Annotated in this window: 16 protein-coding genes; 3 read left to right on the top strand and 13 right to left on the bottom strand. The window is 37.2% G+C overall.

Translation table 11 applies throughout. The annotated features are described in order from the left end of the window. Positions 1-136: 136 nt before the first annotated feature. The 11 genes from JML65_RS09040 to JML65_RS08990 form a co-directional block, all read right to left on the bottom strand. Positions 137-1,945, bottom strand: a complete 1,809-nt coding sequence (locus JML65_RS09040; protein ID WP_202270598.1) for a hypothetical protein — start codon at positions 1,943-1,945, stop codon at positions 137-139. A 306-nt stretch (positions 1,946-2,251) separates the two neighbouring features. Beyond that, the gene (locus JML65_RS09035) at positions 2,252-3,403 is read right to left on the bottom strand and encodes an efflux RND transporter periplasmic adaptor subunit (RefSeq protein ID WP_084084231.1); all 1,152 of its coding nucleotides are present in this window, start codon (positions 3,401-3,403) and stop codon (positions 2,252-2,254) included. Between the two features lie 7 nt (positions 3,404-3,410). Beyond that, positions 3,411-7,748 carry a CusA/CzcA family heavy metal efflux RND transporter gene (locus JML65_RS09030; protein ID WP_202270597.1) on the bottom strand — a complete coding sequence of 1,446 codons (4,338 nt, stop codon included), beginning with the start codon at positions 7,746-7,748 and terminating at the stop codon, positions 3,411-3,413. Between the two features lie 218 nt (positions 7,749-7,966). After that, a complete protein-coding gene (locus JML65_RS09025; RefSeq protein WP_052188815.1) occupies positions 7,967-8,329 on the bottom strand; it encodes a hypothetical protein in 363 nt (120 codons plus the stop codon). A 63-nt stretch (positions 8,330-8,392) separates the two neighbouring features. Further along, positions 8,393-9,079 (bottom strand): hypothetical protein, encoded by a 687-nt coding sequence (locus JML65_RS09020; protein WP_202270596.1) that lies wholly within the window; start codon positions 9,077-9,079, stop codon positions 8,393-8,395. 77 nt (positions 9,080-9,156) lie between these two features. Continuing rightward, complete coding sequence (locus JML65_RS09015) at positions 9,157-9,726, bottom strand: Crp/Fnr family transcriptional regulator (protein ID WP_047496502.1); 570 nt, start codon at positions 9,724-9,726, stop codon at positions 9,157-9,159. 66 nt (positions 9,727-9,792) lie between these two features. Continuing rightward, positions 9,793-10,551: a siderophore-interacting protein gene (locus tag JML65_RS09010; protein ID WP_202270595.1), complete on the bottom strand. Its 759-nt coding sequence runs from the start codon at positions 10,549-10,551 to the stop codon at positions 9,793-9,795. Positions 10,552-10,562: 11 nt separating this feature from the next. Beyond that, positions 10,563-11,738 (bottom strand): MFS transporter, encoded by a 1,176-nt coding sequence (locus JML65_RS09005; RefSeq protein ID WP_202270594.1) that lies wholly within the window; start codon positions 11,736-11,738, stop codon positions 10,563-10,565. A 91-nt stretch (positions 11,739-11,829) separates the two neighbouring features. After that, on the bottom strand, positions 11,830-13,434 hold the full coding sequence (locus tag JML65_RS09000) for a Na+/H+ antiporter (RefSeq protein ID WP_202270593.1): 1,605 nt from the start codon (positions 13,432-13,434) through the stop codon (positions 11,830-11,832). A gap of 77 nt (positions 13,435-13,511) precedes the next feature. Next, positions 13,512-14,120 (bottom strand): hypothetical protein, encoded by a 609-nt coding sequence (locus JML65_RS08995; RefSeq protein WP_202270592.1) that lies wholly within the window; start codon positions 14,118-14,120, stop codon positions 13,512-13,514. A gap of 600 nt (positions 14,121-14,720) precedes the next feature. Next, on the bottom strand, positions 14,721-15,503 hold the full coding sequence (locus JML65_RS08990; protein WP_047496510.1) for a helix-turn-helix domain-containing protein: 783 nt from the start codon (positions 15,501-15,503) through the stop codon (positions 14,721-14,723). Between the two features lie 71 nt (positions 15,504-15,574). Between JML65_RS08990 and JML65_RS08985 the strand changes: the two genes are divergently transcribed. Further along, positions 15,575-16,780 carry a CynX/NimT family MFS transporter gene (locus JML65_RS08985; RefSeq protein ID WP_237390818.1) on the top strand — a complete coding sequence of 402 codons (1,206 nt, stop codon included), beginning with the start codon at positions 15,575-15,577 and terminating at the stop codon, positions 16,778-16,780. Positions 16,781-16,801: 21 nt separating this feature from the next. Here JML65_RS08985 and JML65_RS08980 read toward each other — a convergent pair whose 3' ends face one another. Together JML65_RS08980 and JML65_RS08975 are read right to left on the bottom strand one after the other, a co-directional pair. Next, positions 16,802-17,509: a DUF421 domain-containing protein gene (locus JML65_RS08980; protein ID WP_202270591.1), complete on the bottom strand. Its 708-nt coding sequence runs from the start codon at positions 17,507-17,509 to the stop codon at positions 16,802-16,804. 53 nt (positions 17,510-17,562) lie between these two features. Then, positions 17,563-18,336: an MBL fold metallo-hydrolase gene (locus tag JML65_RS08975; RefSeq protein WP_202270590.1), complete on the bottom strand. Its 774-nt coding sequence runs from the start codon at positions 18,334-18,336 to the stop codon at positions 17,563-17,565. 93 nt (positions 18,337-18,429) lie between these two features. Here JML65_RS08975 and JML65_RS08970 point away from each other — a divergent pair, with 93 nt between their 5' ends. Further along, positions 18,430-18,747 (top strand): winged helix-turn-helix transcriptional regulator, encoded by a 318-nt coding sequence (locus JML65_RS08970; protein ID WP_115917853.1) that lies wholly within the window; start codon positions 18,430-18,432, stop codon positions 18,745-18,747. 216 nt (positions 18,748-18,963) lie between these two features. Next, positions 18,964-20,415 (top strand): T9SS type A sorting domain-containing protein, encoded by a 1,452-nt coding sequence (locus JML65_RS08965; RefSeq protein WP_202270589.1) that lies wholly within the window; start codon positions 18,964-18,966, stop codon positions 20,413-20,415. Positions 20,416-20,530: the final 115 nt, after the last annotated feature.

The following is a 20,530-nucleotide window of genomic DNA, read 5'->3' as shown; positions in this document are numbered from 1 at the left end:
TAGCCATTCCTGTGATAGTTATTATAAATGAAAATACTCATGCCTATTCATATCTTTTATTTCGGAATTATATGGGTTCAATAAAAAACAGCCTCCGGATGAAGGCTGTTTTAATCTATCAATTAAAAAAATACTGCTACTTCTCAACCTGAGGAACTTCAATGGCTGCAAGCATCAGTTTATATTCCTGCAGTTGCAGGATTATGTTTTCCAATCCGTTTTTAAAGAAGGATGATTCTTTAAACAGATGATGATAATATTCAATCCCTTCAAATATATTTTTTTTGAACGTATTCCATTTTTTAGATTGGGAATGCGTGATTTGGACTGATGATTCTGTAATTTCTTTTTTCAGATAATCCACATACATTTTTAATTCATTGATGAACATATTCGGACGTTGATTATCAGGAAGAATATTGGTGTTTCCATAGATATGCTTTACCATTTCAGAAAGAGAAACCTCCTTGTCAAAAAAAGCGATATTCGGTCCCGGGCATATGACAACGCCTTGTTTTTCACCTCTAATTTCCATATTATGTTCCATATAAGCAGCATTTACAAGACCTACACAAAGACAGGCTTTATCTGTAATCTCCGACTTTCTTCGGTTAAATTCTTCAGCCGTACATGTTTCCCGGCTGGTATACAATTCTTTCAGTTTAATATCCTGATACTTCCTGGAAGCTGTACATGTTCCTTGAGAAGAAAACTCTTTGCTTAAAGCCAGTAGTTTTTTCGGACATGAACTTCCATATTTCCCATGAGATTCCTTTTGCTGTCTTAGTTGATCGTTGGATGTTCCTCTTACTGTATTAAAAGGGACTCCCAATGGTGAAAGATTACTCAGATAAAAATCCTTTTCTTTAGACTGTAGAAGCAAATTTCTGGTTTCTGTATCTACAGAAGTCGCTTCCGGAACCAATAAAAACGGAGACCCCCATCCTACACTGTCTACATCATAATTGTCAAGCAGAAAATCATGTTCTTCAGATGTTCCTACTCCGCCCTGAACGGTAATTTTCATTTCTAAGGGCTGGGCAATACCCGGTTTTCCTTTCTGTTCTAAAGCAGAGACCATTAAGGCATGGGCCGACTGGATCAGATCATTTTTTTTCTGTTTAAATTCTTCCATAATAGGCCCAAGGAGCAGTCCGTCTGTAGCAAATGCATGCCCTCCACAATTCAACCCCGACTCTATTCTGTATTCTGAAACCCAAAGCCCTTTTTTGGCCAGGAAATTCCCCTGAATCATTGCCGATCGGAAATCACTTACTTTAAGAATAATCTTCTTTTTTAAAACGCCTTTCTGATCCGGAAAAAAATCTTCAAATTCCTCAATATAACTGTACAAACGAGGATTCATTCCCGCAGAAAGAACCATCGAAGAAGACAGTTTGCTTTTTGCAAATCCACGTAAAGACGCATGCGCATCATTATAGATCACAGAAAGCTGTTCACCTTTTTTATAGTTGTCTTTATCAACTTTTGTCATGATGTTGACATCAATGCTTCCCGGCTTTAAGTTAGACTCAATGAAGTTTCTAATAGCTGACCCCCAATTATCCTTTTGATTAATAAGGTTTTGAAGACCATCTTTCAGCTCTGATGTATTAGGTAACATCGTCATGAAATCTTTTAAAGCCTCTCTGTTTTTGCTGATTTCCTGTTTGAAAGATTCAAATTTTTCATTCACGATATCATCTACCATATCCAGATAAGCGGTAATTCTCTTTGCTCTGTAATCTTCTGTTTTGGATGAAATTTTTAAATAATCCAGATTAAATTTCTGATTATAAAAGTTTTTCATTTTTTCCAAAATTTCGTCATCGATAATGGAAATGACGGAAGAAATTCCATATTGGGCAACACGAATCGGACTGTCTATAGTATAGGCCAGCCCCATTACCGGAATATGAAAATTGTGTAACGGTTTAGTTGTCATTATATTTCAATAAAAGTTATCTTATGAATGCAACTAAAAATTCTAAAAAACTAATTCACTGCTTAAATATATCATTTTAAAATTAGCTATGCATTAAATAATACTTATAATATGGGAAATATGCTAAATATCATCTTATACTGCGAATGCTGCTCTGCATTACTGCATGAATGACTGGCCGTCATCATTCCTTTATGATATGTAATGAGAGCTAAGGGTTGGTTACTAAATAAAAAAGGTTTCATTTACCCGTTAGTTACAGTAAACAAAACCTTTGATTAAAAAATATTGATAGGTTCGGAAGTATTATTCTGCCTTATTTTTCAGCATCATCAGCAAACTGTAAGCACCTTTCTGTACAATTTTCTTATTTTTTAAAAAGTCAGCTTTCAAAATCTCTGTAAACTGATCATCTGCAATTCCCGTTATTACAGGGATCATCTTATAGTTTGATTTTCCAAGATCTTCAAAAACATAATTTTTATTCTCATAGGAAACTACCGCTTCATTGGGAAGTCCCTGCGTATTCCGGCTGCTGATATTAACCTCTGCATTGATATACATTCCTTTTACAAATTCAGGGTTTACAGAAGATAATTTGGCTACAGCCGTGGCAGAACCTCCGTTTTCAATACTGGGAACTACACTTACAATTTTAGCATTGGATTTTACATCAGGTTTCTGATTGTTGTACACCAGAATTTCCTGTCCCGTTTTTACGTCATTTACGTCATTTTCAAACACTTTTAATTCTAAAAGTAATCCGGCAGGATTAATCAGTTCAAATAAAGTATCTGCAGGGTTGATATACTGCCCGTTATTCACCGAAATTCTGCTTACAAAACCGCTAAACGGAGCATAAATATTAATTCGGCTTCTGATATTGCCAGTATGTAATCCTTGGGCACTGATTCCAATGATTCTGAGTTTTTCCTCCAGACCTTTTAAAGTAGCCTGTAAAGTGGAATAATCAGCCTGTGCAGTTTGCATGGTTTTATCACTGCTTGCCTTGCTTGTATTAAGGTCTTTTTGGCGGTTAAAGTTCAGTCTTGCTGCTTCCAGCTGGGCTTTTGTTACCAGATAGTCCTGCTGAAGCTGTATGAATTGTGGATCTTCCACCACAGCCAGTACCTGTCCTTTACTGAAATGACTGCCATTTATTACATTGATAGATTTGATATGCCCACCCATAATACTGGAAACAGAACTGATATGGGAAGGAGCAATCTCTACTTTTCCGTTCAGTCTTACCAATTTTTCCATATTTCTATCCTGAATGGATGTAGTACTTACTCCTACAGACTGAATCTGTTTTTCTGTAAGATGAACTGTATTTTCATTGCCTTTAGTAAATTTCGTGTTTTCGTAAACCGTTTTTTCCTCTTCTTTTTTTCCTGAACAAGAAGATAAAATAAGTACTGAAGCAAAGTAGTATATTGATATTTTTTTGAAATGCATGACGCTGTTATTTTGAGATTAAGAAATTAAGTTCCGCTCCAATTTGGTTGAGTCTTTCCAGTTGATCGATGTAATCTGCTTTTGTTTTCACAGCCTGATTAACTAATATTACCCAGTTCAGATAATCAATTTCCCCAACTTCCATTTGTTTCTGTGCTGTTTTTAGGATGATTTCAGACTTGGGAAGCTGTTTCTGTTCATAATTTTCAATGATTTTTTGTTGATTTATATAGTTGCTCAGTTGTTGTCTCAGCCTGTTTTTAAGCTCAATTTCTTTTCTGTGAAACTGATTTTCAGAAATTTCTATTTTTGCCTGTGCAGCCTTTGCCAATGCTCTCTGCCCTTTAGTAAATAATGGAATTCCCACACCCACCTGAACAGAATTGAACCGGTTGTTGTTGATGTTTTTCATACTTTGGTTGGTATATCCAATAAGAAGTTCTGGAAGCAGTTTACTTTTTTCAAGCTGTACCTCGGCCTCTCCTACTTTGATCTGCTGCTGCAGAGCCTGAAGTTCAGGATGTTGTTTTACGGCTTCTTCTGAAGACTGAAGGCTAATATCCATTACAGGACGGTCTGCAACAGGCTGATAGGGATTCTCAGACTGAAGAAGTAACTGAAGCTGAAGTTTGGTCATATTCAGATCATTATCAAGTGTATTCAGCTGTATATTCATTTGCTCGTTCTGAATTTCAGCGGTGGATTCCTCTAAAATATTAGCCTCCCCTTTTTTCAGCCTTAGCCCTGCCTTCTCCGCAAAATTGTGATACAGCTGACTGATGTACAGCAATACCTTTTTCTTTTCCTGAAGAACTAAAACTCTATAAAAAACGTCCGCAACTTCTTTGGTAAGCTGTGCTTTGGTCAGGTTTTGATTGATTACACTTGCTCCCCATTCTGCATCCAGCATCTGTTTCCTTTTAGAATAAACTGTTGGAAAACTGAATCTCTGAGATATTCCAAACGAATTATCGGTTTCTTCACCCTGAATCTGACCAAAACCTCCTGTAATTTCCAGCTGTGGGATATCCAGATAGCTCGCTTTTAATTTCTCCTGGTATTCTGATATTAATTTTGAATTTTTGAGGGTTCCGTTCTGTTGGAAAGCTTTTTCCAAGGCCTGATCGTAAGTAATATTTTCCTGAGCCTGAAAGCTTCCGAAAGATATCAGGATTAACAAAACGGACAGTTTTTTAGAATTTATTTTTTTAGAAAATTTCATAGTATGGGTATTAATAGTTTCGAATAAGACATAGAGTATTGGAAGGACAAATAAGGTCAAAAGAGTGGCAAGCATCAGTCCTCCGATAACCACAGTGGCCAAAGGTCTCTGTACTTCAGCTCCTGCTCCGTTGCTTAATGCCATCGGTAAGAACCCTAAAGAAGCTACAAAAGCAGTCATTAAAACCGGACGAAGTCTAATTCTTGTCCCTGTTAAAACTACTCTGCTCATACTATCCATTCCTTTGTTTTTCAATCTGTTAAATTCAGAAATTAAAACAATTCCATTAAGTACGGCTACTCCAAACAAAGCAATAAATCCTACTCCTGCACTGATGCTGAATGGCATCCCTCTCATTGCAAGAAAATATACACCGCCAATTGCTGATAAAGGGATGGCGGTATAGATGAGTAAACTATGCTTTACAGAACCAAAAGCAAAGAACAGTAACAGGAAAATCATTACTAGGGAAATAGGAACAGCAATGCCTAATCTTGCCTTGGCTTCATTTAAATTTTCAAAAGTCCCTCCATAAGAAACACTGTATCCCGGTGAAAATTTGAGATCTTTCCCAGTTTTCTGCTGAAGTTCTTCCACAATAGTCTGCACATCCCTTCCTCTTACATTGAAACCAACAATGATTCTTCTTTTCGTATCTTCCCTCTGGATCTGGTTGGGGCTGTTTTTAAGTTCTACCTTTGCAAACTGAGATAATGGAACCTGCTCTCCGGATGGTGTTGGCACCAATAAATTTTGAATGCTTGTCAAATCTTTTTTATGCTGATTATCCATTCGGACAACAATATCAAACTTTTTCTCTCCTTCATATAATGCTCCTGCGGTCTGTCCTGCAAATGCCATATTGATAACTCTGTTGACATCCGCAACGGAAATATTGTAACGCGAGAGTTCCGATCTGTTGTAATCAATAACAACCTGCGGGGCACCTACAACCGGTTCAATATAAAGATCCTGTGCTCCTTTTACCGTATTGATAATGCTTCCCAATTTTTTGCCATACAGGGTAAGACTGTCCAGGTCTTCTCCATAAATTTTGCAGACTACATCCTGTCTGGCCCCGGTCATCAGCTCATTGAAACGCATCTGCACAGGAAACTGAAAACTCGTGGTAAGTCCCGGAATAACGCTTAAAGCTTTACTCATTTTATCAGAAAGTTCCGGAAACGACGTTGCAGAGGTCCATTCTTTTTTAGGCTTCAGAACAATAATCATATCTCCTGCGTCCATCGGCATGGGTTCTGTAGGAATTTCTGCACTCCCGATCTTGGCAACGACCTTTTGAACCTCAGGAAACTGTTTTAAAAGAATATTACCTGCCTGTGTAGTTACCTTCTTGGTTTCATTAATATTACTCCCCTGAAGAATTCTCATCTCAACGGCAAAGTCCCCTTCTTCCAGAGACGGAATAAATTCTCCACCCATCTTGGATAAAATGAAAACAGCCCCTGCAAAAAGAATAAATACACTCATAAGAATTGTCTTCCTGTATTTAAGGGCTTTCATCAGAAGTTTCTGGTGGCCTGCCTCCACTTTAGCCATAATCCTGTCTGAAATATTGTCTTTTTCCTTTTTCTTTCTGCTCAATACTAAAGAACTCATCATAGGGATATATGTCAAAGACAGGATAAACGCCCCTACTAATGCAAATGCAACCGTTTGCGCCATAGGCTTGAACATCTTCCCTTCAATTCCCTGAAGTGTAAAAATCGGAAGATAAACAATGAGGATAATAATTTGTCCAAAAACAGCACTGCTGACCATTTTCGTAGCAGAATCCGAAACCTGCTCATCCATTTCTTTTTTACTGAGCATATTGTCTTTGCCAAAGTATTTTTTGTGGGCCAGTTGATGCAGAACAGCTTCCACTATAATAACGGCACCGTCTACAATAAGGCCAAAGTCTAAGGCACCAAGGCTCATCAGGTTTCCTCCAACACCAAATATATTCATCATAATGATGGCAAAAAGCATGGCTAAAGGAATCACAGAGGCCACTAATAATCCTGCTCTGAAGTTTCCTAAAAATAATACCAGAATAAAAACAACAATCAGTGCTCCTTCCATCAGGTTGGTTTTTACTGTACTGATCGTATTATTTACCATTTTAGCACGGTCGAGAAACGGTTCAATAACCACTCCTTCAGGTAAAGACTCCTGAATCTTTTCCAGTCTTTGTTTAATATTGCCAATCACGACATTAGCATTCTCTCCTTTAAGCATTAATACAATGGCTCCGGATACTTCGCCGGTATCATTATACGTCATTGCTCCATACCGGGTAGCATAACCGATCTTAACGGATGCCACATCTTTGATATGCACAGGAATTCCTTCTTTGGTTTCCGCAACCTGAATGCTTCCGATATCTTCCGTACTTCCCAAAAGACCTTCACTCCTGATAAAAAGAACCGTTTCTTTCTTCTCTATATAAGCTCCTCCGGTATTCTGGTTGTTTTTTTCCAAAGCCGTGAAAACATCATTGATATTGATGTTGAATGCCTGAAGCTTATTAGGATTAATCGCAATTTCATATTGTTTCAACTTTCCTCCGAAACTGCTGACATCGGCCACTCCCTTAGTTCCCAGCAGCTGGCGCCTCACTACCCAGTCCTGAATGGTTCTGAGTTCAGTTTCATCATACACATTTTCATAGCCTTTTTTGGCTCTTACCACATACTGAAAGATCTCTCCCAGTCCGGTAGAAATAGGTCCCAGCTCAGGTTTTCCAATACCCTGAGGAATATTATCCTGAACAAGCTGCAAACGCTCCTGAACCTGTTGGCGGGCCCAATATACATCGGTATTGTCATCAAAAACTACAGTTACCAGAGAAAGTCCGAATCTTGAAAGGCTACGCAGTTCAGTAATTCCACTGATATTGCTGGTAGACTGTTCTATAGGAAAGGTAACGAGCCTTTCTATATCTGCTGCACCATAAGAGGGAGCGCTGGTAATGATCTGAACCTGATTATTGGTGATGTCAGGCTGCGCATCAATAGGAAGTTTAGTGGTTTCATAGACACCAAAAAGAATGAGCCCCACTGTAAACAGAGCAATGATGAGTTTATTCTTTACAGAAAACTCAATAATTTTATTTAACATAAAAAATTATTAATTGATAACTCGTCGTGTTGTAGAAAGCTGCTAAACTTCAACCCCAAACCACATAATTTCTTACGTAAAGGTTAAAAACCTTTTAAATAAAAGTCTTTGTAGTTAAGATATGAACACAGCTACAGTGCACAGAGAGTTAATTGATAGGTAATAACTTGACAGCCTTAAGTAAAAACTTAAAGCATTGATCTTTAATATGAAATTAATTAAGAAAGCCGTGGAGGCTGGAAAATTCTGGAAAGATATAGGTTTGAGAAATCCTTTTCCTGATAGATGCTATTCTTCTGTGGAATCGTAATTTCTACAGGTTTTTTTATTTCAAAACTAAGCTCGGGCAGCTGAGCATAGACTGTTAATACGATAGGTGGATTGATAAAGGGTAATTTTTGGTCGAGATCCCAGTCGGAATCTTTTTTATGATTGTCATAGTGCTCCAAAACAAATTCTGAAAGATTACCATGATACTCCATATAATGTTCAACAAACATAGGTACTTTGAGCACTTCCCCCGCATTGGTGGTAGCCATCACATACATCATCGAGCATAATATGGAAATCCATTTTAACATTGTCCTGCAAATATAAGGCTTAAATTTTTTTTAGAAATCAATTCGTATTAATTTTTTAAGAATTTATCCGTAGCAGAAGCCGTTTAAGTAAATCGTACGGATGTCAAAAAGAGGATTATTTTTCAAATAACTGCAAATGACAGAGCCTATTAAAGGATCACCAAAGAGGTACACGATGGTATCTTGGGAATCATTGGGAAAATATTCCTGAATTTTTTCCTGGAGGCTTACAGCATGGATAGGATTTATAATACAGGTTTTTAAAGGGAAACTATGATCAAGATCAGGAAATACTTCTTCTTCATGTTCTGTATAGATTAGGCTGCTTATTTTCTTACTTACCGGTAATGCCCTGTTCATCTCATATAAATGGGATAATGCTTTTATATCACCGATAAGAAAATAATGATCTCCGGTATGGTCCGGTACTAATTGTTCAGAAGCTTGTCTAAAAAACAGACTATCCCCTTCCTGGACTTCTTTTATCCATTCTTTATCCCGAATGCTAATAGCAAAATCAGCAATATGATGAATAGGGTCATAATCCCAGAAGGCATATGGCTGAACTTCACTTTTAGTAGTATAATAAGGGTTGGAAAGATAAAACTCAATCATCAACCCCGGTGAATATTGAATTCTTGAAAAATCCTGACTTTGGATTCTTATATGATAGGTATGGGCCGCTATTTTGTTTTTCAGCAGAATAATACCTGTGAAAATATGTATAGCCTGGGTTGGAAGACTGGTCATTGTTCAAAAAATTAGTACTACAAATTTGAAGATCGCAGACTTTTAAAACATTGACCTGAGTCAAAAAAAGAGAAAAATTAAAGCTTAGATTTCAGCCTGCTTAACGTTTCCTGGGATATATTGAGATAAGAAGCCACCATTTTGTTGGAAAGCCTGCGGACAATAATGGGATTTTCATCCAACAATTGGCGGTATTTTTCAAGAGCATCCTGAACCAGAAAAGACATTAATCTCTTGGTGTTGGTAACATAAGCAATTTCAAGATAGATCCTGTAAAATTTTTCCCATTGAGGGATGATTTCCAACAGATGATAGAAGTTTTTGTGTGTAATATAATAGACTTCAGAATCTTCAACAGCCTGAATGAACTCTTCTGATGGTTCTGAAGTAATAAAGCTTACCAATGCTGTAGCAAACTGATTTTCAAAAGCAAAATACCTCGTAGAGTCCTGTCCTTCCTCATTAATAAAGAAAATTCTGAGACAGCCGCTGACCACAAAAAAGGTTCTCTGGCTAGATTGCCCGTTGGTAAGGAGCAGTTCATTTTTCTTCAGTTTGATCGGTTTAAAATAAGACAGGATGACCTCCATTTCCTCATCGGTTACCGATATTTTGCTTTTAATATATGAAACTAATAGTTCTTCCATTTATTTAAATCAGTCATTGGCAAATGTAGCAATAAATGCTTTATATGCCGATGTTTTCACAGGTTTTTATCCTTTTTCAGAAAGTTTGTCTTCCGATTGACCCGCTTTCCAGTATGAGCAGGCGTACATCCCATGTGGATCCCAGCTGAGCTTTGTTTTGAAGTAGGTACGAAGTTCGTGCACGGTAGTATATTCAGCTGCGATATAAATATATTTTTTCAGTAATCCTGAAGGAAATTCTGAAGATATGGAAAGATCTGCAAGCCGGCTTCCATTTTCCGGGTGAGGATTATGAAGCCATTCAACAGATACATCTGCCGCAGAGCATAAAATAAATTCATCCTCTTTTCCGTGAACTTCCAACAGTACTTTTGCAGATGTATAGGAAGGGAGCTGTTCTACGATCGCACAGATGACGGGTAATGCTGTTGCATCTCCAACAAGAAGGTAGAAGTCCGCTTCCGGGACTAAAGGTCTTGTACTCTCTTTCATTCCAATTTCCAGTGTGTCTCCCGGATTTGTTTTCAGGGCCCAGGCGGATGCCGGTCCTTCCTCTCCATGAGCGACAAAGTCAATGCTTAATTCAAGGTTTTCCAGGTCGACTTTCCTATTGGTATAGGTTCTCACCAACGGCTCACTCTCCTTTTCTGCTGAGGATGGAATAAAGATTTTATTATTGGAGCCGGATTGCACGTGAGCCAATAATCCAGCCTGATTTTCATCAATTTCAAATACCACGCGGATAAGATGTGGGGTGAGAAACTTTTTATTTTTCACCGTAAATACGGAACGTATTTTTTTTGTTTTCATTGGACTTGTTATCATAATGTATGATTTTATTTTTTATTAAACAGTAGAATAATCATCGAAAGAATACAGCTGATTCCTCCAAATAAATAGACCGCCTGATAGTTGAGCCAACCGGCAATCAATCCGGCAAGAGGTCCCGCTAACCCTAATGAAAGGTCAACAAATGCTACATATGCTCCTAAGGCAGTGCCTCTCATCTGAGGTTTTACTTTTTGAATGGCTAAAACACCCAGAGCTGGAAAAACCAATGAGAATCCAACCCCTGTTAATCCACATCCGATGATGGCAACTGTTTTGGAAACAGATGTCCAGATAAGCATCTGCCCTATGACTTCGATGATTAAAGAGATAAAAGCAATGGTAAAACCTCCGTATTTATCGGGAAAGGAAGCAAAGAAAACTCTTGTCAGCACATAACATACCCCAAAGGTCATAAATGCCAGTGAAGCGTCGCCCCAATTTTTCTCTGCGAAAAACAACGCAATAAAAGAAGCAATACACCCGAATGCCATTGATGAAAATGCCAGACTCAGACCCTGTCCGGAAATAGCGCCTATAACTTTATAAAATGGGGTTCTGATGTGGTTTTTATCTACCGGAATAGAAGGAAGCTTAGCTGTAGATATCCAGCTTACAAACGGAAGAAGAGCTATAAGAATAAAGGCAGGCAGTATGCTGTATTCTTTACTCAGCCAGATACTCATAGGGGCTCCAATAGCAATCCCTGCATACATGGCAATGCCGTTCCATGTCATTACTTTCCCTGAATTTGTGTGGCCTGCAAGACCAATTCCCCAGGTTAACGCTCCTGTGACCAGAAAGCTTTCACCTATCCCATGAATAATCCTTGCAAGCAGTAAACAGCCAAGGGCCCAAAATTTATCCGCCTGAAACAATACTGCCAAAACATACATGGCTCCGGCAACAACAGTGAGTATAACCCCTGACATTTTACTGCTTTTTGCACCTTTGGTATCCGTTATTTTACCGGAATAAGCCCGGGTTAAAAGTGTTGATAAAGACTGAAGGCCAATCACCAGCCCTATAATGATACTGTCAAATCCTAAATTGTTCTGAACAAACTTCGGAAGGACTCCCAACGCAATTCCTATCGTGAGATATACTCCAAATACTGAAATAATAATGGGCGTAATTACTTTGTAGAAATTAATATGCTGCCCCTTTTCTAATGTTGTACTCATAAATTTTATTTAAAATATTCGGGTGCAAATGTCTTTGTACAGCCAATACCAAACTTTGACTTAGATCAAAAAAGGAAAATCCTGTGTCCCCTTATCCAGAATAATGATCAATAGCTGCTATTTCATGATGAATAGTACTTGTCCAAAAATCCAGTTCCTCTTCTTTTTTACGGATGATATCAAGGGTAAAATCCCCTGTGTGGTAGCCTTTTACCAATGCTCTTCTTTGGCATTCTGCAAGCTGTAGTTCCAGAGTAAAATAGGTTTTTTTCCATTCATTATGCCGGGAAAATATGGTTTCTTCGCTACTGTTCATCAATTGATATTTTTCCCTTTCAAGCTTTTCGGTCATACTTTTCAATGCCGCCTGAACCTTGTCATCATTTGATATAAAATCATTTAAAAATGAAACAGATTTTTCCAGAAGAAGTATATTGAGGTCTTTTTCTTCCTGTTTATCGGGAGACGAAGGCTTTATCATGCTGATCAACCTGGGTAATGTCATTCCCTGGATCAGTAATGTAAAAACAATAACGATGAAGCATATAAATAATACAGTATCCCTCTGCTCTATAACAGTTCCCTGATGATCTTTAAAGGGCAATGCAAGGGCTGCAGCCAGTGAAACAACGCCACGCATCCCTGACCATGATAAAATAATATATTCTTTCTTTGATGGAGTGAGAAAACCGCCTTCTTTTTCGGACCTGCTGTTCGAAAAAAGAGGAAATAAGGAGAGTACGGCCAAGCGGATAACTACCAGGACAATAAACAATAAGAAGCCATAAAAAACCAGGACAGGAAGATCACTATCCTGTATATTTGAGATGATTGCCGGGAGCTGCATGCCAAGAATAAGAAATATCAACCCATTCAGAATAAAGATAATAACTTCCCAAAAATGACTCATCTGCAACCTGCTTTCGGCACTGAATAATGAAATTGAATTCCAGGAAAGAAACATTCCTAATAACACAACAGCCAATACTCCGGAATATCCCAGATGCTCTGCCAGACTGTATGCCGCAAAAGGAAGCAGAATCACAGCAAATGTTTCAGCACTGCTGTTTCCGTTAAAATATTTGTGGAGCTTTAAAAATATAAAACCTATCACAAGGCCAATAACCAATCCTCCAAGACTGATGCTTATAAACTGGAGCCCTGCGTCCCAAAATGAGAAAACACCACTGGTAACAGCGATAACAGCACATTTATAAGCAATTAAAGCCGAAGCATCATTCAGTAAACTTTCCCCTTCAAGGATCGTTGTCAGTTTCTGTGGCAGCGGAAGAGATTTTGTAATGCTTGTTGCCGCTACGGCATCGGGTGGTGAAATGATAGCGCCCATTACAAAGGCAAGCGGCCAGCTGAATCCGGGAATTAAGGTGTGAACAAGTAAAGCAATAACAGTAGTGGTTAAAAAGACCAGTCCAATGGCCAGTACAGAAATTTTTGAAAATTCTTTTTTAAAATCGGGAATTGATGTATTCCAGGCTGCATCAAATAATATAGGAGGAAGTACTATGTAAAAAATCATTTCCGGGCTCATGTCTATAGATGGCACAAGTTGAGTGACACTTAGAATCAATCCGGCTGTTACAAGCAAGATAGGAAGTGCAAGCTTTAATTTTTCTTTTACCGAAATAATAATGATTAAAATGATTGAGATCCAAATAATTTTTTGAAGTTCTTCCATAGCTTTGTATTAAGCCGCAAAATTAAAAAGCTGGCAGCGGAAGAACTTTGACTTAGATCAAAAAGGGATAGGCATTTCTATTCAAAGTCCAGAAAACCATCTGTAAGCTGCTGCCACTGGATTTTGGCGATTCCAATCATTCCTCCGGCAGCAACCATCATATTTCTAATGATATCAAAGAGCCTTGCATTGAAATTAGGAGATTCATTTCTCCCATATACTGCCGTTTTTATGTGAGTTGAATCTCTCTGAATCATAAATGTAGAAGTGGCTTTTGAGCTATAAAAGTGGGCAATATGGGCGTTGTTTTTATTCTTAGGATCCTGTGACGGTCTGCAGGTAATCATGATGCTTTCGGAGATTGTATCTTCATAATAACAGATCTCTGTTATTTCCACCCAATCATAACCTTTTGCTTCAGTTTCTCCCGGCCCGGGGATATTGATTCTGATAAAATCGCCTTTTAGAGGTTCTCTTTCGGCAGGGATAGCATTGGAATCATACAGCTTAAATGCTGCAAAAGCTTCTCCACAATAGCTTTTCCATTTGTTGATGGAGAAAAATCTTTTTTTTACTATTTCAAATTTCAACGGAATCAGTGGCGCTGCAAACTGTTTTCTGCTTTCCGTGTCATGAAATCCTCCGGATTTTTGCTGAGGAACCCCTTTTATTTGCTTTGGTTTCATAGCGTCTGTTTTAAAGCAAGTTAATGAAAATGATACGCTTTATTTTATGAGTGTAGTCACAATCAAAAACACCAACAGCGATCATTCATTTTTAGGATGATGTACAATTACGGATTTGCATCATATACCCTATGATGTCATTAGAAATAGATATTTTAAAGAGGTACAATTATACACCCATAAAATTCCACAATGCTAAAGAAAACTTGCATCAGTTAAAGAATAGTTATTTTCTATCAAAATCAATAATTTTTAAAAAAAATGCATATATAATGTTTTGCATAATATTAATTTTACTTATATTTGTGGATCGAAATAATTTTTTTTCATCATTTGTGTTTTTTTAAGGTCTCCATTCGTGGGGACCTTTTTGCTTCCACTGATCCTATAATTGATTATTCACTGCTAATATGAAAATGCAATAAATGGTGAAATATTGTGCTTTTTAAAATCAATAAACACTTTAATATAGGGTGTCGTATACATTTACAATGAACAATAAATCCCTTTTTAATGTTTTATAGTAAGATCAACGGCATAAACATATTATTCAACATTTATGATACTTAGGATCAGAACTAAAAAATGATATTTTGCCTGCTATTTAATATTTTTCACAAAATCGGTAGGCCGGAACTGCATCACAGCCTGAAAGCTTCTTGTATAAGCCTGTACACTTTTGTACCCTACTTCATAGGCTGTTTCGGAAATGGTAAGATTTCCGGCACTCAAAAGCTCAAGACTTTTGATGATTCGCAGCATCTGCTGATATTTGCTGAGTGTAAGCCCAGTTTCTTTTTTGAAAATACGTTCTAAAGTACGGGTAGATAATAACGCCGTTTCTCCCAGATCTTCTATTCTAATTTCTTTATGATAATCATGATGCAGGTGTTCTATCACTTTTGTTAGGCGTTTGTCTTTAGGAAGACAGATATGGAGTTTCAGAGAATGTTCTACGAAATGAGGAAGCTCATTGAATAATGCTCTTAAAAATATGGTTTCATCGGCATCTTTTGAGAGTAGTTTAGACCATTTTTCCACATATTTTATCATTTCTTTTAAAACCGGAGGGACTGAAAATACGTTGACTTCATGGTAAAAAGAGTTTTTTCTGTCAACTTCAGCAAACATAATCATCAGATTGATTTTCTCAGAATGTGAATTGGTCTTATGAATGGTATTGGGAGGAATCCAAACAGCATGGTTTTGCGGAAGAAGATAAATCTTTTCTTCAATGGTAATATACTGAAACCCACTTTCTACATAGACCAGTTGCCCTTTTTGATGCTGGTGAAGCACATCATCATGAATCCAGTTTTCTTCAAACCAGACAAAATAAGGTTTATGCAGTTCATCTACTTCTATACTGTTATTCGCATTCATGTCGTTTTAAGTTAAAACTTTGGCAAAATTAAACAAAATTACTATGCTAATTTTGCACAAAAGTTTTTATTATGATGAAGAGTGAAATAAGAAAAAAAGCATCTTATGCTTTACTGATCATTAATGTTTTGGTGGTTATACTGATCTCAAGTAATCTTCGTTCGCCTATTGTTGCAGTATCTCCTGTGTTAAACGAGGTGAGAGAAGCTTTACAACTGGATAATTTTCAGGTGAGTTTGCTGACCTCCATTCCTCTGTTTATGTTTGCAGGCTGTTCGGTATTGGTGAGTAGATTTTCCAATACACTTGGAATCAGTAAGCTGTTGATGTATTCCTTACTTATTTTAAGTTTTGGGCTTTTTCTTCGTATTTCCGGATCACTGCCCATGTTGTTTCTGGGATCAATATTCATAGGGTTGGGAATTTGTATTGGTAATGTGGTAACCCCCGGATATGTTAAAAATAACTTCCCAAAACAGATTGGTCTTATGACCGGAATTTTTGCGGTTTCTATGAACCTTACTGCTGCACTGGCTTCAGGTTTTAGTGTAAGAATTGGAGAATGGACGGGCTTTGGATGGCGGGGTTCATTAGGGATCTGGCTGATTATTGCAGGATTGGGATTTCTTGTATTACTCCTTGAGCTTCTTTTCAACAAAAAAAATTCTGACCAACCCAAAGTGGCGCTGAGCACCTCTGGGGTTAATATGTTCAAATCTTCCCAGGCATGGAATATTAGCATTTTCATGGGACTTCAGTCTCTTTTTTATTACTGCATGGTTGCCTGGCTACCCTCCTTCCTCGCAGATTATAATATGCAGGGAGAAAGCTCCGGCTGGGTTCTTTTTGTCATTCAGATTACGATGATTCCAGTGACGTTTTGCTGCCCGATTATAGCCAGTAAAATGAAGGATCAAAGGATTATGATTCTTTTTATCTGCGCCTTAATGTTTACAAGTACCATGATGTTTGTACTGCTAAAATCCCAATGGATTTACGTAAATGCAGTTATCATAGGCCTATCCAATGGATTGTCTTTCAGTCTGTCTATCCTGTTTTTCTCCACAAGAACAAAAAGCAGTATCAATGCAGTGAAAATTTCAGGAATGGCACAATCCGTAGGATATCTTATCGCCGGATTTGGACCTCCTGTTTTTGGAAAACTCCATGATTGGGATATTTCATGGAATACATCCTTTTATTTCCTGAGCATTGCAGTACTCATCATGCTGTATTTTGGACTGAAAGCAGCAAGAAACAGATATGTAGAAGATTAAATAAAGTTGGCTGGTTTAACTTCAGGTGATGCGTTTCCTGTTACTGGACACCACCCATTCATCCTTTAAACAGCTAGGGCAATTTTCTGAATTGCCTGCTGTTTTATATTCCGTGTGACCACAGAATGTACAGGAATAATATCCTTCATCATGAATAGATTTTAATGGATTTTCCAGCGAATCTGGCATAATGGGAAGCCCATATTTCACATATTGGTCTTCATAGAAAAACACACTGATCTCTCCGGAGATTTCTTCAATTGCAATTTCGATCTGTCCAAGCTGCGAAACACCTTTTAATCTTAGCTCCGCAAAGAATTCATCACTTCCTAAATTTTCTTTTTGGAAGTTCTTAACGGAAAATTTACCATTTTCTATCAGACAGATGGATTTTCCCTCCACCAGCTTTTCGAAAGTCTTACTTTTTCCAATAAAGAATGTGACGATTGTATACAGGAGAATAATGACAATAAAAACAATAAGGGAAGAAATAATTCCGACATCTTTATTAAACATGGGATCTCCTGCTGCAGAACCTAATCCAATAATAACCACCAGTTCAAAGATAGAGAGCTGTTTAACCCCCCTTTTCCCTAAAATCCTCAACCCGATAATAATAGCCAGGAACATAATCATGGTACGAAGAATGATCTCTAAAAGAAAAGACCATTCTTCATGTCCCAATAATAATTCTTTCCAATCAAGATTTAATAGAAAAACTGAAAGCATAAAATTATTTATGAATGAGAGTCCAAAAAACAAGCCATCCCAAAGGGGTATTCCTAAGACTTGAACTCTAAGGGGATTTCTTCACCATCTTTTAGGATAAAACATTGATCAACTAACCCTTCTTTAACTATCTTTTCCTCAATATACTTTCTGTCTTCTTTGCAATGGCTCACCGCTTCCAGATGGGAAACCCATACCAATGCTTCAGGAGCATACCTGCAGACTTTTATAATATCTTCACTCGTCATAATAATAGGATCTCCCACCGAAAAAGTGGCAGCTCCGCCTGCCACAATAATGTGCTCTGGCTGATACCTGTCTATCTCCTCGGCAATATCATCATACCAGATACTGTCCCCAGCAATATAAACGGACTGGTTAGCCGTTTTAAAAACAAATCCGTTTACCACTCCCATTTTTTCTCCAATTTCTCCGGTTCCGTGCTGTCCTTTCGTGATAAATATATCCATAGCATTCCAATGGAGATGATCACTGATAGGAATCACATTTCTAAATCCTTGCTCCGCTATTTGTTCTGAAATGACGGAGGGACACAGAATAGGCATATTTTTATCGATGAGCTCTATTGCTTTTGAATCCCAATGGTCGGGATGCAGATGAGTAATAACTACAGCATCTACTTTTTCCAGTTTTTGCACCAATTCTTCATGACTGAACGGAAGATCAACCAATGGGTTCAGAAGTTCACTATCTGTCATGGGAAACTTTCCCAAAGATCCTTTATCTCCAAGCATAGGATCAATAAGGATATTCACGTCATTGTTATTTAACAGCAATGTTGCATTGCGCCATAATTGTAGTTTCATTTTGTTTAAATTTGCTGAACAAATCTATCGGTTAATGACCGCAAAATAATCGATGGTTACCAAAAGGTTAACCATATTTATACTAAGAAATTGATGAATTTTGAAGAATTTAAAACGTGTGGACTTCGACGGAGCCTGGATATCCTGTCCGGAAAATGGAAACCCCTGATCTTATCCTCTCTTTTTGAGGAGGAGCAGGTACGTTTTGTGGAGCTTTGGCGAAAAATGCCAAGAGTTTCCAAGAAAGTGTTAGCAGAACAGCTAAAACAGCTGGAGGAAAATGATATTATTCAACGTATTGAAGTATACAATTTCCCTCCGGAAGTATATTACAAACTTTCAGACAGAGCCAGAAAATTAGGTCCTATTCTTGATGCGCTGCATGAATGGGGTAACGAACTGAACCCATAATACCAATCTCCCGCAGGAATTTCTCAGCGCAACATTTACTCTTTCATTGGCTTTAGTTGATTTTTTTCTAGTAAAATATCTGTTAAAAGGCAAAATCCGGAGAGTTCTTTACTTTTCTAAAACTTTATCATATATTTGGAAACACAACCCAAAAATTATATGTTGATGTAGGTTACAAAATATAACCTCAAAATTTCCTATTAAAAAAAACAAACAATGAAAAAAAAATTATTATTTGTGTTTATTCTTATAACACAAACTTCCTTCGCGCAAATTATTTCCAAAGATCCTACGTTTGCTTCAAACGGGATTTATACTCTTCCGGCAGGAAACTCATATTTAGGAACGGGAAGCAGCTATGCAGGAGAATTAACTGCAGCAACAAGTTCAGTATTTTATAAATCCTATGACCCCAGTCTCAACCAATTAATTATTTCTAAAGCGACGGGTTACAGCGGCCCTTTAGATTTGACTTTTGGAACAAATGGTAAAATTGTACTGAACTACAACGACGGTTCTCTTGTTGGATGTATAAGACATACCGATGATAAATTAACTTTACTACTCAAACGATATGATTCTACAAACAATACGTATTATCTGGATGTAATCCGATTACTTTCGAATGGGCAATCAGACCCTTCTTTTGGAAATGGAGGAATAAAGGCATTAGCCAATTTATCAGTTTCTTTTGAATTAACTAATCTTATACAGCAGGGAAATAAAATTCTTGTTTCAGGAATTAGTATGGATTCTTTTGGACAAACTGATTCGAAAACTCATACGTTGAGATTAAATTCTGATGGCACATTAGACAACAGCTTTGGGAATAACGGAGAAATATTGACTTATCAACAGAATCCTTTGCAGAGTTCTTATCTTCCTCATATCATTTTAGATAACCAGTTTAATCTTCTTTTTTTCGGAAATGGTACCATAAGGAAATACACTGTTGACGGACAGCCTATGACTGGTTTTGGTAATAATGGAGAAGTTTTGTTTAGTGGAGAAGCAAGTATTGTAAAAGTAGATTCTGCTGATAAAATTGTGTATGCAAAAAATGACTTAATGTGGCAGACACCACCTACCTTAGGAAGGCTTAATGCTGATGGCTCACCAGATATGACATTCAATTATAATGGTATTGCCGGTCTGGAATTTCGGGATATCTATGAAAAAAATGGTTATTATTATCTTGCAGGCTATGCTGAACTCAATAATAATGGATATACTTATTATTATATCTCTAAGCTTAATCAAAATGGAACTGTTTATCCTTTATTTGGAGAATATATAGAAAATGATCCTAATTTACGATATCATAATATTAATGCAATAAAGGTTTTTGATAATAACATCATTGTGAGTACAGATGGAGAAACATTAAACATTGTTAAATATCTTGTAAACGATAATGCTACATTATCAACAAAAGAAACGGTAAAAAATAATGCTGAAATTACTTTTGAAAGCCCTGTAAAACAAGATTTAGTGTATCATTCAAAAGAAAAACTTAGCAGAATAGAAATCTATTCTATTGATGGAAAGCTATTAAAAACTGTAAAAGAGAATAATTCAGATGTTTCTGAACTTTCTAAAGGAGTTTATTTTGCGAAAATCATTTTTGAAAATGGAAAAGTTTCTACAAAAAAATTTAGTAAGAAGTAGAAAATGTACATCTTAAAAACTGTAATTAGATTCTGCACATGAAAAGAATCAAAAGGATTCCCTGAGGCTTGCCACGGGGAATTCTTTTGATTACAATACTCTATACCGGAAGAGA

Source organism: Chryseobacterium sp. KMC2, assembly GCF_016756935.1.
GTDB classification, from domain to species: Bacteria; Bacteroidota; Bacteroidia; order Flavobacteriales; family Weeksellaceae; genus Chryseobacterium; species Chryseobacterium rhizosphaerae.
The sequence above is the reverse complement of the archived record's forward strand: the minus strand, read 5'-3'. Positions and strand labels throughout refer to the sequence as shown.